General features: G+C 70.5%; 13 protein-coding genes. 11 read left to right on the plus strand and 2 right to left on the minus strand.

The features are described from left to right. Positions 1-306 precede the first annotated feature (306 nt). Complete coding sequence (gene dapA, locus ACVCAG_RS07835; RefSeq protein WP_447189622.1) at positions 307-1233, plus strand: 4-hydroxy-tetrahydrodipicolinate synthase; 927 nt, start codon at positions 307-309, stop codon at positions 1231-1233. Between the two features lie 164 nt (positions 1234-1397). Beyond that, complete coding sequence (locus ACVCAG_RS07840; protein ID WP_440071143.1) at positions 1398-3083, plus strand: RNase J family beta-CASP ribonuclease; 1686 nt, start codon at positions 1398-1400, stop codon at positions 3081-3083. Between the two features lie 169 nt (positions 3084-3252). On the opposite strand, the gene ACVCAG_RS07845 is transcribed toward ACVCAG_RS07840, so the two are convergent. Beyond that, positions 3253-3957, minus strand: a complete 705-nt coding sequence (locus ACVCAG_RS07845; RefSeq protein ID WP_447189623.1) for a hypothetical protein — start codon at positions 3955-3957, stop codon at positions 3253-3255. A gap of 212 nt (positions 3958-4169) precedes the next feature. Here ACVCAG_RS07845 and kduI point away from each other — a divergent pair, with 212 nt between their 5' ends. From kduI to ACVCAG_RS07865, 4 genes are all read left to right on the plus strand, one after another. Continuing rightward, entirely contained in the window at positions 4170-4982 is an 813-nt protein-coding gene (kduI, locus tag ACVCAG_RS07850; RefSeq protein ID WP_440083028.1) for a 5-dehydro-4-deoxy-D-glucuronate isomerase, read from the plus strand. After that, positions 4982-5719 (plus strand): SDR family oxidoreductase, encoded by a 738-nt coding sequence (locus ACVCAG_RS07855; protein ID WP_440083029.1) that lies wholly within the window; start codon positions 4982-4984, stop codon positions 5717-5719. Before kduI ends, ACVCAG_RS07855 begins: the two co-directional genes overlap by 1 nt. A 17-nt stretch (positions 5720-5736) precedes the next feature. Further along, positions 5737-6513, plus strand: a complete 777-nt coding sequence (locus tag ACVCAG_RS07860) for an IclR family transcriptional regulator domain-containing protein (RefSeq protein WP_440083030.1) — start codon at positions 5737-5739, stop codon at positions 6511-6513. Positions 6514-6620: 107 nt separating this feature from the next. Continuing rightward, positions 6621-6806: a tautomerase family protein gene (locus tag ACVCAG_RS07865; protein WP_344745492.1), complete on the plus strand. Its 186-nt coding sequence runs from the start codon at positions 6621-6623 to the stop codon at positions 6804-6806. A 339-nt stretch (positions 6807-7145) separates the two neighbouring features. On the opposite strand, the gene ACVCAG_RS07870 is transcribed toward ACVCAG_RS07865, so the two are convergent. Then, the gene (locus tag ACVCAG_RS07870) at positions 7146-8660 is read right to left on the minus strand and encodes a sodium:solute symporter family transporter (protein ID WP_440083031.1); all 1515 of its coding nucleotides are present in this window, start codon (positions 8658-8660) and stop codon (positions 7146-7148) included. 220 nt (positions 8661-8880) lie between these two features. On the opposite strand from ACVCAG_RS07870, the gene ACVCAG_RS07875 reads away from it, so the two are divergent. The 5 genes from ACVCAG_RS07875 (at position 8881) to ACVCAG_RS07895 (ending at position 15188) form a co-directional block, all read left to right on the plus strand. After that, a complete protein-coding gene (locus ACVCAG_RS07875; protein WP_440083032.1) occupies positions 8881-11409 on the plus strand; it encodes a DNA translocase FtsK 4TM domain-containing protein in 2529 nt (842 codons plus the stop codon). Positions 11410-11645: 236 nt separating this feature from the next. After that, a complete protein-coding gene (locus tag ACVCAG_RS07880; protein ID WP_440083033.1) occupies positions 11646-12401 on the plus strand; it encodes a RodZ domain-containing protein in 756 nt (251 codons plus the stop codon). 190 nt (positions 12402-12591) lie between these two features. Further along, on the plus strand, positions 12592-14001 hold the full coding sequence (gene rimO / locus ACVCAG_RS07885) for a 30S ribosomal protein S12 methylthiotransferase RimO (RefSeq protein WP_440070206.1): 1410 nt from the start codon (positions 12592-12594) through the stop codon (positions 13999-14001). A gap of 25 nt (positions 14002-14026) precedes the next feature. After that, the gene (gene pgsA, locus ACVCAG_RS07890) at positions 14027-14632 is read left to right on the plus strand and encodes a CDP-diacylglycerol--glycerol-3-phosphate 3-phosphatidyltransferase (protein ID WP_440083035.1); all 606 of its coding nucleotides are present in this window, start codon (positions 14027-14029) and stop codon (positions 14630-14632) included. Positions 14633-14684: 52 nt separating this feature from the next. After that, entirely contained in the window at positions 14685-15188 is a 504-nt protein-coding gene (locus ACVCAG_RS07895) for a CinA family protein (protein ID WP_440083036.1), read from the plus strand. Positions 15189-15286: the final 98 nt, after the last annotated feature.

Consider the following 15286-nt stretch of genomic DNA (forward strand, 5'->3'; position numbering starts at 1 on the left):
CCTCATCCGCACCGAACCCGCACCGAACCCGCACCGACGGAGACCGTCCGGATCCGCGTCCCGATCACCCCGGCCCTCCCGCCGCCCGGGACGCCCGGCCCGGTCGCCGTTCCGCCCCGTACGGCAAGGCCGGAACGGCCCGCGGGGAGCGTCGGCCGGGGTCCGTCGCCGCGGCGGTGTATATCCGCGTGTACGGTGTGCAGCGGGCACCTCGGGGGGATGTTCGCTCTTGGGCCCATCGGTGGACGGAGGTTAGGCGGGGTGGCGGGGTCCACCGTTTCAGCGGATCCAGGTAGCGTTCGGTCTATGGCAGCGCCAACTGGAACCTCCGACGCCCCCTTCGGCCGCATGCTGACCGCGATGGTCACACCGTTCACGAGTGACGGAGCGGTCGACTACCAGACAGCGGGGCGCCTCGCCACCTACCTGGTGGACGAGCAGCGTAACGACGGCATCGTCGTGAGCGGCACGACGGGGGAGTCCCCGACGACCACGGACGACGAGAAGGAGCGCCTGCTGCGCGCCGTCGTCGAGGCGGTCGGCGACCGCGCCACGGTCGTCGCCGGAGCCGGGACCAACGACACCCACCACAGCGTGGGGCTGGCCAAAGCCGCCGAGCGCGCCGGGGCGCACGGTCTCCTGCTGGTGACGCCGTACTACAGCAAGCCCCCCCAGGAGGGGATCTACCGCCACTTCACCACCGTGGCGGACGCGACGGCCCTGCCTGCCATGCTCTACGACATCCCCGGCCGGAGCGGCGTGCCGATCCGGCGTGAGACGCTGGCGCGGCTCGCCAGGCACGAGCGGATCGTCGCGGTGAAGGACGCCAAGGCCGACCTGTTCGAGGGATCGCAGATCATCGCGTCCACCGGTCTGGCCTACTACTCGGGTGACGACACGCTCAACCTGCCGTGGCTGTCGGTGGGAGCCGCGGGGTGCGTCAGCGTGATCGGCCACGTCGCGGGCGCGGAGATCGCCGCGATGATCGAGGCGTACCGCTCCGGGGACGTCGCGGGCGCGCTCGCCATCCACCGCAGGCTGCTTCCCGTGGTCTCCGCGATCATGATGCAGGCCGGTGGTGCGATCATGGCGAAGGCGGCGTTGTCCCTGGTCGGGCAGCCCGCGGGACCGATGAGGTTGCCCCTGGTGGAGGCGACCCGGGAGCAGCTCGCGAGGCTGCGCGAAGACTTGATCGCGGGCGGTGTGAAGCTGTCCGACGAAGTTGTGACATGAGATAAAACACCGCGGCCCTCACCGGCCGCATTCGGGAGGAACGAGAGTTTGCGAGAAAGAAGACACAACGGTCCGCTGGGGGACGGAGTGCTCGGCGAGGGAGTAGTCCTGCTGCCTACCGGGGCCTCCGTCGCATGTGAGACCTCTGAGAGAGGTGTGGCCGGATGAGTCACCCCCATCCCGAACTCGGGCTGCCGCCCGCGCTGCCCGAGGGTGCCCTGCGCATCGTCGCGCTGGGCGGTCTCGGCGAGATCGGCCGCAACATGGCCGTGTTCGAGTACGAAGGCCGTCTGCTGATCGTCGACTGCGGGGTGCTGTTCCCCGAGCCCGACCAGCCCGGCATCGACCTGATCCTGCCCGACTTCGAATACATCCGGGGCCGCCTGGACGACATCGAGGCCGTGGTCCTGACCCACGCGCACGAGGACCACATCGGTGCCGTGCCCTACCTGCTGCGCGAGCGCCGCGACATCCCGATCGTGGGATCCAGGCTGACGCTGGCGCTGATCGAGGCCAAGCTCACCGAGCACCGCATCCAGCCGACCAAGCGCGAGGTCGTGGAGGGGGAGCGGCACCGGTTCGGGCCGTTCGAGTGCGAGTTCCTCGCCGTCAACCACTCCATCCCCGACGCGCTGGCCGTCGCGATCAGGACGCCCGCGGGCATCGTCCTGCACACCGGCGACTTCCGGATGGACCAGCTGCCCAGCGACGGGCGGCTGACCGACCTGGGCGGGTTCGCCAGGCTCGGCGCCGAGGGCGTCGACCTGCTGATGTCCGACTCGACCAACGCCGAGGTGCCGGGCTTCGTCACCAGCGAGCGGGAGATCGCGCCGGTCATCGACGAGGTCATCCGCACCGCGGGCAAGCGTGTGATCGTGGCGAGCTTCGCCTCCCACATCCACCGCGTCCAGCAGGTCATCGACTCGGCGGAGAAGCACGGCCGCAAGGTCGCGCTGGTCGGCCGCTCGATGGTGCGCAACATGGGCGTCGCCCGCGACCTGGGCTACCTGCGGGTCTCGCCGGGTCTGATCGTCGACTCCAAGGAGATCGAGGGCTGGCCGCCGGAGGACGTGGTGCTGATCTGCACCGGGTCCCAGGGCGAGCCGATGGCGGCGCTGTCGCGCATGGCCAACCGCGACCACCCGATCCGCATCGCCGAGGGCGACACGGTCCTGCTGGCCTCCTCGCTGGTGCCGGGCAACGAGACCGCGGTCAACAACGTGATCAACGGGCTGTCGCGCTGGGGCGCCCGCGTGGTGCACAAGGGCAACGCGAAGGTGCACGTCTCCGGGCACGCCGCCGCCGGTGAGCTGCTGTACGTGCTCAACCTGACGCGGCCGTCCAACTTCATGCCGGTGCACGGCGAGTGGCGCCACCTGCGGGCGCACGCCAAGCTCGCCGCGCTGACCGGGGTGCCCGACGACCACATCGTGATCGCCGAGGACGGCGTCGTGGTGGACCTGGTCGACGGCCGGGCCAAGATCGTGGGCGCGGTTCCCGCCGGTTACGTCTACGTGGACGGCACCTCGGTGGGCGACGTCACCGACTTCGCGCTGAAGGACCGCCGCATCCTGGGCGAGGAGGGCTTCATCTCCATCGTCATCGTGGTCGACACCGCCACCGGCAAGCTCGCCGGGGGCCCGGAGATCCACGCCAGGGGATCGGGCATCGACCCGGCCATGTTCGACGACATCCTGCCGCAGGTCGAGAGGGCCCTGCAGGAGAACGCGGCCGACGGGGTGGTGGACATCCAGCAGGTCCGCCGCGTGGTCCGCAGGACCGTGGGGCGCTGGGTGAGCGACACCTACCGCCGCCGCCCGATGATCATCCCCGTGGTGGTCGAGGTCTGACCCTCGCACCGTACGGCGGTCGCACCGGCCGCCGTACGGGCCATCGGGCCGCCCGGATCGGCGGTCCCCGTCCCGCGTGGCCCTGTCGCGGGCCCGTCCCGCCCGGCCCTGCCGCGCCTGCCCGTCGTGCGGGCGGGCGCGCCGGTTCTGTGGGCCTTTCCCGTGCCGGTCAGCAGACGCCGCGCAGGGAGCAGACCTTGGCCGCCATCTTCCTGGCGTCCTTCAGCTGCCGGGTGAAGTCGGAGCCGCGTACCTTGCCGTACTCGCCCGCCAGCAGGTAGATCGCGACGGCCCGGCCCTCGCGGACGACGACGGCCCGCTGCCCGCCGATGATCGGACGCACGCCCCTGGCGTCGTAGCCCTGGAGGGTGATCCGTACGGCCCGGTCCCCGGCCCGGACGGGTTCGGCCCAGGTCCTGGTGACCGTGCCCTCGGACTTGACGCGGGCGCACCTCTCGACCTGCCCGAGGAGCCCGGTCAGCGCCCTGCGCGCGGCGGCCGTGGAGCGGTAGATCACCAGCTGCTCGCCGGAGTGGTACTCGGGGGCCTGGTAGACGACGGTCCGCATGGCCACCCGGTCGCGATCGGCGGGGCGGCGCAGGCCGCACGGGTTCGTCTCCAGGTTCCCTCCCAGCCTGTCGCTGATGGTCCACTTCTCCTCGCCCGGATACCTCACCGGCTTGCGGGCCTGGGGCTCGTGCAGGAGGAAGTTTCTCGGGATCCCCGCGGCGGTCCTTCCCGTCTCGCCCGTTCCGCCCGGTTCGCCTGTCTCGGCGAGGGCGGTGCCGCCCGCGAGGGCGGTCGCGAGGACCGTGCCCGCGACCGCGCCGGCCGCCGCCAGCCGGATCGTCGTCCGTGCCATGCCAGTCGTCATCGGTCTCTCCCGTGTGCTCGGTGGTCCGTTCGGTGGCGATTCCCTATGTGGGACCCGGTCGCGGCGGGAAAAGTTCTCGTTTCCGGGATCGTTTTCCGGGCGCCCGCGCGTGGTGGGAATCGCGGTGAGTGCGCGGGGAAGAGGGCCGTTGTATGCTCACAATGTTCTATGTAGCAGCTTCTAATTTCATGTAATAGAACAATGGAGGGGCGATGGAGGTACGGCACGCCACGGCACCCGACCAGATCACCGGGGCGACCACCGACTGGCTGCGCCGCCGGTTCCTGGTGGAACAGCTCTTCGTGCCAGGGGAGGTCCGGCTGCTCTACTCCCACGAAGATCGCATCGTGGTCGGCGGGGCCCTGCCGGACGACGGGCCACTGAGACTGCACTGCCCCGACCCGCTCAGGTCGGAGTACTTCCTGGAGCGCCGCGAGCTCGGCGTGGTCAACATCGGCGGGCCCGGCACGGTGACCGTCGACGGCACCGCGTACCCCCTGGCCGCCAAGGAGTGCCTCTACGTCGGCAGGGGAGCCCGCGAGGTGGTCTTCGAGGGCGGCGCGTTCTATCTGGTCTCCACCCCCGCGCACGCGACCCTCCCGACGACCGCCGCGACCCTGGAGGACGCCGAGCCGGTACGGCTGGGCGGCCAGGACGGCTCCAACGACCGGACGATCTACAAGTACATCCACGCCAAGGGCATCCGGAGCTGCCAGCTCGTGCTCGGCGTGACGGTGCTGGAGCCCGGCAGCATGTGGAACACCATGCCCTGCCACACCCACGAGCGCAGGACCGAGGTATACCTCTACTTCGACCTGCCACCCGGCGAGCGGGTGATCCATCTGATGGGACGGCCGGACGAGACGCGCAACCTCGTCGTCGCCGACCGTCAGGCGGTCGTCTCCCCGCCCTGGTCGGTGCACTGCGGCTTCGGCACGAGAAGTTACTCCTTCGTCTGGGCGATGGGCGGGGAGAACCAGGCCTTCGAGGACATGGAGCAGGTCGAGATCGGCGAGCTGCGCTGATGTTCTCGCTGGAGGGCAGGACCGCGCTCGTCACCGGCGCGCGGACCGGGATCGGCCGGGCCCTCGCCGTGGGCCTGGCGGCGGCCGGGGCCGACATCGTGCTGCACGGCCGCGACGACGACCTGGACGAGGTCGAGACGGAGGTCCGCAAGACCGGCAGGCAGGCCTCCCGGTGGGTCCTGGACCTGTCGGACCCGCGGGCCGTCCCCGAGGCGGCCGGGCGGCTGGGCCCGGTCGACGTGCTGGTCAACAACGCCGGGATCATCCGCAGGGCCCCGGCCGCCGAGCACTCCCACGAGTCCTTCCGCGAGGTGCTCGACGTCAACCTGGACGCGGTCTTCCTGCTCAGCCAGGTCCTCGGGGCGCGGATGCTCGCCCGGGGCTCCGGGAAGATCATCATGATCGCCTCCATGCTGTCCTTCCAGGGCGGCGTCAACGTCGTCGGCTACACCGCGGCCAAGCACGGTGTCGCCGGTCTCACGCGGGCGCTGGCCTGCGAGTGGGCGGGCTCGGGGGTGCAGGTCAACGCGATCGCCCCCGGCTACATCAGGACCGGCAACACCGAGCGGCTCTGGGACGACCCCGAGCGGGAGGCCGAGATCAGGGGCCGCATCCCGGCGGGGCGCTGGGGCACCCCCGAGGACCTCGTGGGCGCCGCCGTCTTCCTGGCGTCCGGCGCCTCCGACTACGTCAACGGGCATCTGCTGGCCGTCGACGGAGGTTGGTTGGCACGCTGACCAGTAGGCTCACGATCGTGGTCAGGGAAGGTAGTTCCATCGACAAGGCGCTGGCGGTGCTGGAGGCGATCGCCGAGCACCACCGCGTGACCGACATAGCCGCCGCGACGGGCGTGTCCAAGTCGACCGTCCATCGCATCCTCCAGTCGCTCGTCGAGTGGGGGTTCGCGCGGGCCGACGGCCGCGGCGGCTACGAGCCGGGCCCCCGGATCCTCACGCTGGCGGGCCGGGTCATGAACCGCTTCGACCCGGCCCGCCAGGCCTCCGGCGCGCTCCACGCGCTGCACGAGCGGATCGGCTACACCACGCACTTCGCGATCCGCAGCGGGGACGAGGCCGTCTACGTCGACAAGCTGGAGGGCCGGCGGCCCTACCAGATGCCCTCCCGCGTCGGGATGAGCCTGCGCCTGCACTGCACCGCGATCGGCAAGGCGGTCCTCGCCCAGCTCGGTGCCGACGAGGTCCGCGCCATCTGCGCCCGTACGGGCATGCCCGCCCCGACCCCCACCACGCTGGCGACGCCGGAGGACCTGCTGGCCGACCTGGCGTTGGTACGGTCCCGCGGCTACTCGCTCGACAACGAGGAGAACCTGCCCGGCATCCTCTGCGTCGGCGCCCCGGTCTTCGACCACACCGGTCAGGTGCTCGGCGGTATCTCCATCTCCGCCCTCGCGATGGACATGGGCCGCGACGACCTGGAGCGGTTCGCGCCCGACGTCGTCGCCGCGGCCCGCGAGGTCTCCGCGGCCCTCGGCGCGCCCGGTGCTCCCGCCGCCCCGGCGCTCAACGGCTGAGCCGATCCGCCCGCGTCCCGATTGCTAAGACGGTTACGCCCTTCAGTTGTTCCATGTAATGGAATGTGATCTCATGTTATGCAACAACCTGACCTGGAGGATTCAGCATGCCGAACATCACCGTGGAACTCCTGTCCGGCAGGACCCTCGACCAGCGCCGCGAGTTCGTGGCGGCGCTGACCGAGGCGGCCGTGGACATCCTGAAGGCGCGCCGCGAGGCGGTGCGCATCGTCTTCACCGAGATCGAGAAGTCGGACGTGGCCAACGGCGGCGTCCTGGAGTCCGACAAGTAGTTCACGTAGCCGGAGTCCGACGGGTGGCCGGGATCCGGGGAGTGGTCCGGCAAGGGGGTCGGCGGGGCCCCGGTTCCCGGACCCGCCGAATTCCCGGTCCGCGTGTTTTCCCTTCCCCTCCCGGTGGAAGGAGCATGTTCCCGGGCGGGCGGGTCCTGGAGCCCGCCGCGCCCGGGAACAGTCGCGCGGCCGCCGCGCCGCGCCGTGGAGGCCCTCGCCGAAGCCCCACGAGGTCGTGGAGGTCCGCCCGTGCCGCGCGGGCCCGGCGCGCCGTGGGGCACTCCACGCCGTGAAGGCCCCCACCACGTTGTGGGGGCCCACGCCGTACCGGAGGGGGCGTCAGCCGACCGCTCCGGCCCGCTGATGCTGCTCCGGGTCGGTGGACCCGGGCTCGGTGGACAGGGAGTCGACGAGCGCGTCGCGGTCCTCGCGGTTCTCCGGCCTCAGGAAGCCGATCGCCACGTACAGGACCAGCGAGGTCACCAGCGGCACGCCGACGACCATCGCCGTGTCCTTGGACTCGATGATCCACTTGACGTACGCCCAGACGCCCAGGCCGGCGGCCCAGGAGACGATGGCCGCGGTCGGGCCGCTCCGCTTGAACCACGGCAGCATGCCCAGCATCAGCGGGATCGAGATCGGTCCCATCGTCGCGGCGACCAGGTCGACGACGATCTTCAGGACCACGCCCTGACCCTCGGTCGAGATCGCGATCGCCATGCTGATCAGGACGAAGGTGAACGTGGTCACCCGGGCGAAGGTCAGCTCGGCCCGCGCCGACAGCTCGCGTACCTTGCGGACGATCACCGGGGCGATGTCCCTGGTGATGACCGAGGAGATCACGTTGGCGTCGGAGGCGACCATGGCCATGGTGTGCGAGAAGAAGCCCGCGAGCACCAGTCCGATCACGCCCTGCGGCAGCAGGGTCTGCGCCAGCCGTACGTACGCCTCCTCGGCGTTGGCCAGGCCCGGCACGATGAGCGGCGCGGCGAACATCGGGATGAACAGGATCAGCGGCCAGACCAGCCACAGCGCGCTGGACAACAGTGCCGAACGCTTCGCGGCCGAGCCCGAGGGCGAGGCCATGTAGCGCTGGGCCAGGTTCCACATGCCGCCGTTGTACTCGAAGGTCTTGATGAAGAGCAGGGCGAGGAAGAACGTCGTGGTGTACGGCCCGGCGAACGGGTCGCCGTGGCCCGGGGGCAGCTTGTCCCACATGGTCCACAGGGTGGCGACGCCGTCCAGCTGGACCATGATGGCGACGAACATGGCGATGCCCGCGACGCCCTGGATGACGAACTGGCCGAAGTCGGTGAGCACGTCCGCCCACAGCCCCCCGGCAGTGATGTAGACCAGCGTGACGGCCCCGGTGACCAGGATGCCCCACTGAATCGGGATGCCCGCGAAGCCCCGGAGCAGGATGGCGATCGCCACCCACTTGGCCGCGATGTCCACGACCTTCAGCAGCGCGCCACTGTAGGCCAGCACCTGCTGGGTCGGCAGGTTGTAGCGCCGGGCGAGGTATTCCAGCGGGGAGACCACGCCGTGTTTGGAACGCAGCCGGTTCCATCGGGCCGCCCACACGAAGGCGCCGATCCCGACGCCGATGCCGATGGTCAGCGCCCACCAGACGTACATCGCGAGCCCGTAGTTGTAGGCCACGGCCGCGAACGCCACGAACATGATCGCGCTGTATCCCGACATGTGGTGCGAGATGCCGGACAGCCACCAGGGGATACGGCCCCCGGCGGTGAAGAAGTCGATCACGGTTTTGACGCGGCGCTTCGACCACACGCCGATACCGATCATGACAAGGAAGTACGCGCCCAGAACGGACCAGTCGAGTGCGGACATATGTCTCCTCCCAACGCCCTGTTGGTGAGGAGGTTCTACTACATGAAACGCAATGTCAATACATGGAATGGAAGACGCTTTCCAGCAGACCAATGGGACCTTTAGCACCCCTCATCACTGTTCACGAAGTATCGACCGATCTTGTGAAACGTCGGCGAGGGTCGGGCGGCTGCGGCGAGTCGGCGCGCAATCCACCACCCGTCTCGTTAACCTCCCTAACATGGCCACCCGTACGTCTAAAGGCTCCTCAGGAAAGCCCCCCGGCAAGGGGTCCTCCGGCCGTTCGGGCGCCTCCCAGGCCCGTACGGCCCCCGCGAGGCGGGCGCCCGCCGGCCGGGGGAGGAGCACGAGCCAGGCCCGCAGGCCCTCACCCCAGCACGACCCGATCAGCTGGGTGCTCATCATGATCGGCAAGCTGTTCATGGGCATCTGGATGCTCCTCGCCGGGGGCATCGGCAGCGCCGCGCGGGCCCTGGGGCAGAACGCGCGCGAGCTCGACCCCGTGCACCGCCGCGACGGGCTCGGCCTGGCGGTCTTCGCCGGGGCGGTCGTGCTGGCCGCGATGACCTGGCGGAAGAACACCGGCACGGTCTCCACCGTGGTCGACGGGGTGATGCGCGGCGTCTTCGGCTCGCTGACCTGGGTGATCCCGATCCTGCTCGTGCTGCTGGCCTGGCGGCTGCTGCGCCACCCCGACCAGAACGCCGACACCGGCCGGATGATCATCGGCTGGTCCGCCCTGACCATCGGCGTGCTCGGCGTCGTGCACGTCGTCCACGACACGCCGTACCCCTCGGGGGGCAGTTCCGACGGCATGGACAAGGTGGCGGCCGCCGGAGGCATGATCGGCTTCATCGTCTCGGCGCCCCCGGCGAGCATCCTGCCGTCCTTCATCACCATCCCGCTGCTGCTGATCCTGTCGGGCTTCGGCATCCTGGTGATCACCGCGACGCCGGTGCACCGGGTCCCCGAGCGGCTGGCCGAGATCCGGCACATGCTCTTCAACCGCGACCTGCCCCCCACGCCACGCGCGTCCAGGAAGAAGCCCTCCACCCGCAAGAAGCCGGAGCCCGAGGGCACCGAGCTGGGCGACCACGTCAAGCCCTACGACACGCCCCTGATCGCCGAGACCCCCGGCCGCCCCTCCGGGCACTCCCCGGAGATCGTGCCCGGCCTGGTGGACGAGGAGGCGGCCGAGGCCGTGGCCGGGGTCGAGTCGTCGGCGCCTCCGGAGCCGACCCCGGCGCCGCGCAAGGTCGAGCAGCTCGTGCTGTCCCCCCAGGCGGGCCCGTACACCCTGCCCGAGTCGCAGCTGCTGCGCCCGGGCACCGCGCCCAAGCCGCAGACGAAGGCCAACACCGTCGTCGTCAACGCGCTGACCAGCGTGATGGAGCAGTTCGCCATCGACGCCCAGGTGATCGGTTTCACCCGGGGGCCGACGGTGACGCGCTACGAGATCGAACTCGGCCCGGCGGTCAAGGTCGAGAAGGTCACCGCGCTCACCAAGAACATCGCGTACGCGGTCAAGTCGGCCGATGTCCGGATCCTGTCCCCGATCCCCGGCAAGTCGGCGATCGGGGTCGAGATCCCCAACACCGACAAGGACCTCGTCTCGCTGGGCGACATCCTGCGCTCCCCGGTCGCCCAGGCCGACCACCACCCGATGATCGTCGGGCTCGGCAAGGACGTCGAGGGACGCACGATAGTGGCCAACCTGGCCAAGATGCCGCACCTGCTCATCGCGGGCGCCACCGGCGCGGGAAAGTCGGTCTGCGTCAACGGGCTGATCACCTCGATCCTGATGCGGGCCACCCCCGACGAGGTCCGCATGGTCCTGGTCGACCCCAAGCGGGTCGAGCTCAGCGTCTACGAGGGCATCCCGCACCTGATCACGCCGATCATCACCAACCCCAAGAAGGCCGCCGAGGCCCTGGAGTGGGTCGTCGGGGAGATGGACCGCCGCTACGACGACCTGGCCGCCAGCGGCTTCCGGCACGTCGACGACTTCAACAAGGCGGTCCGCGCCGGCAAGCTGGTGCCGCCGCCGGGCAGCGAGCGGGTCTACCAGCCCTACCCGTACCTGCTGGTGATCGTCGACGAGCTCGCCGACCTGATGATGGTCGCCCCGCGCGACGTCGAGGACTCCATCGTCCGCATCACCCAGCTCGCCCGCGCCGCCGGGATCCACCTGGTCATCGCCACCCAGCGCCCCAGCGTGGACGTGGTCACCGGCCTGATCAAGGCCAACGTGCCCTCCCGGCTCGCCTTCGCCACCTCCTCGCTGGCCGACTCCCGGGTCATCCTGGACCAGCCGGGCGCCGAGAAGCTCGTCGGGCAGGGTGACTCGCTCTTCCTGCCGATGGGTGCCAGCAAGCCCATGCGGCTGCAGAACGCCTTCGTCTCCGAGAAGGAGATCGGCGAGATCGTCGGGCACTGCAAGGTCCAGATGGCGGTCGAGTACCGCGACGACGTGGCCGCCGTGGCGACCGCCAAGAAGGAGATCGACGAGGACATCGGCGACGATCTCGACCTGCTGGTCCAGGCGGCCGAGCTCATCGTGACCACCCAGTTCGGCTCGACCTCGATGCTCCAGCGCAAGCTGCGGGTCGGTTTCGCCAAGGCGGGTCGCCTGATGGACCTGCTGGAGAGCAGGAACGTCGTCGGGCCCAGCGAGGGGTCGAAGGCGCGAGAGGTCATGGTCAAGCCGGACGAGCTTCCCGGCCTGCTGGCCGACCTGCGCGGGGGCTGACGGCGCCGTACGGGGGCTCCGGCCCGACCTGCGCGGTGGGCCGGCGGCGCGGTGCGGGGGGCTCCGGCCGCCCGCACCGGGAAGTGCCGGTACATATCAGGGAATACCGCCCCCCAACCGGCTCGCCCGGGGATGACGGCGCCGTGCGGGAATGGGACCCCCGCCGCGCATCCTCCACGCGGTTACTGATTGAATAGGTATCGCTACGCAACGTCGGGGGCTGAGAGGCGTGCGCCATGGGCATTGGAAGCGATCTGGCGGATGCCCGGCGGTCAAAGGGGATGACCGTCGGGCAGTTGAGCGCGCGGACACGCATTCGCGAGGTGCTCATCCAGGCAATCGAGAGGAATGATTTCTCCCAATGCGGGGGAGATTTCTACGCGCGGGGCCATATAAGAAACATCGCCAAGATCGTTGACCTCGATCCCGAGACGCTGGTGCACCGCTACGACGAGCAGCACGGGGGCGTGCCGCTGCCGGTGCGGGCCTCCAGCGTCTTCCAGGCCGACATGCCGCTGAAGATCCGCGAGCGTCGTTCGCCCAACTGGACGACGGCGATGGCGGTGGCTCTGGGCATCGTGGTCATCTTCGGCGTGGTGCGGACCATGGGCGGGGGTGACACTCCCGTGGCGGACCCGCGCCCGATGCCGGTGCCCGCCGCGCCGCCGCCCACGACCGGTTCCGGCCCCGACTCGCCGCGCCGGGCCTCGTCGCTGGCCGAGGAGAGACGGCGTGACATCGTCGTCCTCCAGGTCAGGGCGAAGCGCACCTCCTGGCTCGACGTGCAGGACGCGGGCGGCCGGCGCCTCTTCTCGGGAACGCTCGCGGCGGGCAAGACCTCGACCTGGAAGGCGAAGACCGGGATGCGGGTCACCTTCGGCGACGGGGGAGCCGTCTCGCTGAAGGTGAACGGCAAGAACCTGGGCGCCCCCGGCCGCCGGGGGCAGGTCGTGAACCGCTCCTACGAGGCCCCCGCCACCAAGAAGCGCTAGGTCACACCGTACGGAGCACTTCTCCGCGCACTCTCCGGGCGCCCCCGGGCGTCCGTGCCGCCGCTGTCCGGCCGGGCGTCCGGGCCGTCCCGGCGGCGGGACGTCCGGGGCGGGGCGGGGGGTGCGGCGGTGCCTGAATGGGGGGAGGTGCATCGGGTAGTGGCCAACTCCCGATACCGTAGTGTTCACCATGTCATCCCGCCGAACCGCATCGCTGATCACGCTTGGTTGCGCACGCAACGAGGTCGACTCCGAGGAACTCGCCGCCCGTCTCGAGGCTGCCGGTTGGCAGCTGGGCGACGACGACCCCGATGTCGTCGTCGTCAACACGTGTGGCTTCATCGACTCGGCGAAAAAGGACTCCATCGACACGCTGCTCGCCGCGGCCGACTCCGGTGCCAAGGTGGTCGCCGCGGGCTGCATGGCGGAGCGGTACGGTGACCAGCTCGCCGACGCGCTGCCCGAGGCCGCCGCCGTCATCTCCTTCGACGACTACACCGACATCGGCACGCGCCTCGACGACGTGCTGGCGGGCAAATCGCTCGTCCCGCACAGTCCTCGCGACCGCAGGACCCTGCTGCCCATCTCGCCGGTGGAACGCGCCGCCGCCCCCAAGACCGCCATTCCCGGCCACGGAGAGCTGCCCGAGGGTCTGGCCCCCGCCAGCGGCCCCCGGCCGCTCCGCAAGCGCCTGGGCGACGGCCCGGTGGCCTCGCTGAAGCTGGCCTCCGGCTGCGACCGCCGCTGCACGTTCTGCGCCATCCCCGCCTTCCGCGGGGCGTACGTCTCGCGCCGCGCCGAGGAGCTGCTCGGCGAGGCCGCCTGGCTGGCCGAGCAGGGCGTCAAGGAGCTGGTGCTGGTCAGCGAGAACTCCACCTCCTACGGCAAGGACCTGGGCGATCTGAGGGCGCTGGAGAAGCTGCTGCCCTCCCTCGCCGCGACCGAGGGCGTCGAGCGGGTGCGCGTCAGCTACCTGCAGCCCGCCGAGCTCCGCCCGGGGCTGCTGGAGATCATCGCCTCGACCGAGGGCGTGGCCCCCTACTTCGACCTGTCCTTCCAGCACGCCAGCGGGACGGTGCTGCGCCGGATGCGGCGCTTCGGCGACCCCCGGCGCTTCCTGGACCTCCTGGAGTCGATCCGTGCCCACGCCCCCGAGGCGGGGGTGCGCTCCAACTTCATCGTGGGCTTCCCCGGCGAGACCGAGGAGGAGTTCGGCGAGCTGGTGGGCTTCCTGGAGGAGGCCAGGCTCGACGTGATCGGCATCTTCGGTTACTCCGACGAGGACGGCACCGAGGCGGCCTCGCTGCCCGGCAAGCTCGACCAGGAGGTCGTCGACGCCCGCGTGTCCGCGCTCACCGAGCTGGCCGAGGAGCTCATGGCCCAGCGGGCCGAGGAGCGGATCGGCACCGAGGTCGACGTCCTGATCGAGGAGGACCTGGGCGACGGTGGTTACGAGGGCCGTGCCGCCCACCAGGGGCCCGAGGTCGACGGTTCTGTAACGGTCCAGGGCATCGGGCTGGTCCCCGGCCAGATCGTCCGGGCCGTCGTGGTCGACTCGGAGGGGGTCGACCTGATCGCCCGCATCAAGGCGGCCCCATGAGCGCGCCGCCGGGCCGGGAGAGCGTATGACCAACACGCCAGAGACCGGCACCGACTCGACCTCGGCATCCGCGCGCCCCAAGGTGAGCGCCTGGAACATCGCCAACGTCGTGACGGTGATACGGCTGGCGATGGTTCCGTTCTTCGTGGCCTGCCTCTTCCTGCCGGGGTCCGGCTGGCGGGCCGCGGCGCTGGTGGTCTTCATGGTGGCCTCGCTCACCGACCTGCTCGACGGCGAACTGGCCCGCCGCTACGGCCTGATCACCGACTTCGGGAAGATCGCCGACCCGATCGCCGACAAGGCCCTCATCGGCGCCGCCCTGATCAGCCTCTCGGTGCTGGAGGAGCTGCCCTGGTGGGTCACCGTCGTGATCCTGGGCAGGGAACTGGGCGTCACCGCGCTGAGGTTCGCCGTCATCCGGCACGGCGTCATCCCGGCCAGCTACGGCGGCAAGGTGAAGACCGTCCTGCAGATCGCCGCGATCGTCTCCTACATCTGGCCGGGCGTGCCCGACCTGATCCGCTGGATCGTGATGGGCGCGGCGGCGCTGGTCACCGTCGCCACCGGTCTCGACTACGTGATCCGGGCGATCAAGCTGCGGCAGGTCGCGAAGCGGGCGCGGGCCATATGAAGGCGGGCCGTATGAAGGCGGGCGGCGTGGGCCGCGACACGAGGCGGGTCACATGAGCCGGCACCTGCTCGCGGCCACCGAGGTCCTCTCCCTTCTCGTCCGCAGGGGCGAGACGGTGGCGGTGGCCGAGTCGCTGACCGCCGGGCTCGTCTGCGCGTCCCTCACCGGCCCCCCGGGGGCCTCCGCGGCCTTCCTGGGCGGGGTCGTCTCCTACGCCACCGAGCTCAAGCACCGGCTGCTGAACGTCCCCGCGGACCTGCTCGCCCGCGAGGGGGCGGTGCACCCGGAGGTCGCCGCCGCCATGGCCGACGGGGTGCGCCTTCTCGCCGGTGCCACGTACGGGCTGGCGGCCACCGGAGTGGCCGGCCCGGACCCCCAGGACGGTAAACCGGTGGGCACCGTGCATCTCGCCGTTAGCGGACCGGACGGGCGGGTATGGCACCGGGATCCGCGGCTCGCCGGGACGCGTGACCAGATCCGGGAGATGACCGTGAACGAGGCCGTGGACCTCCTCCGAGGTGTGCTGGAGACGAACGTGAGGGAACATTCAGGATGATTACCGCGTTACGTCCCCAGCGAACATGCTCCACATGGTCTGCCGCGTTGTCGGTCCATACAGGTACGGTGGAACGGTGAGTGAGGTAAAGGTCAAGC

The organism is Streptosporangium sp. G12 (assembly GCF_052983175.1).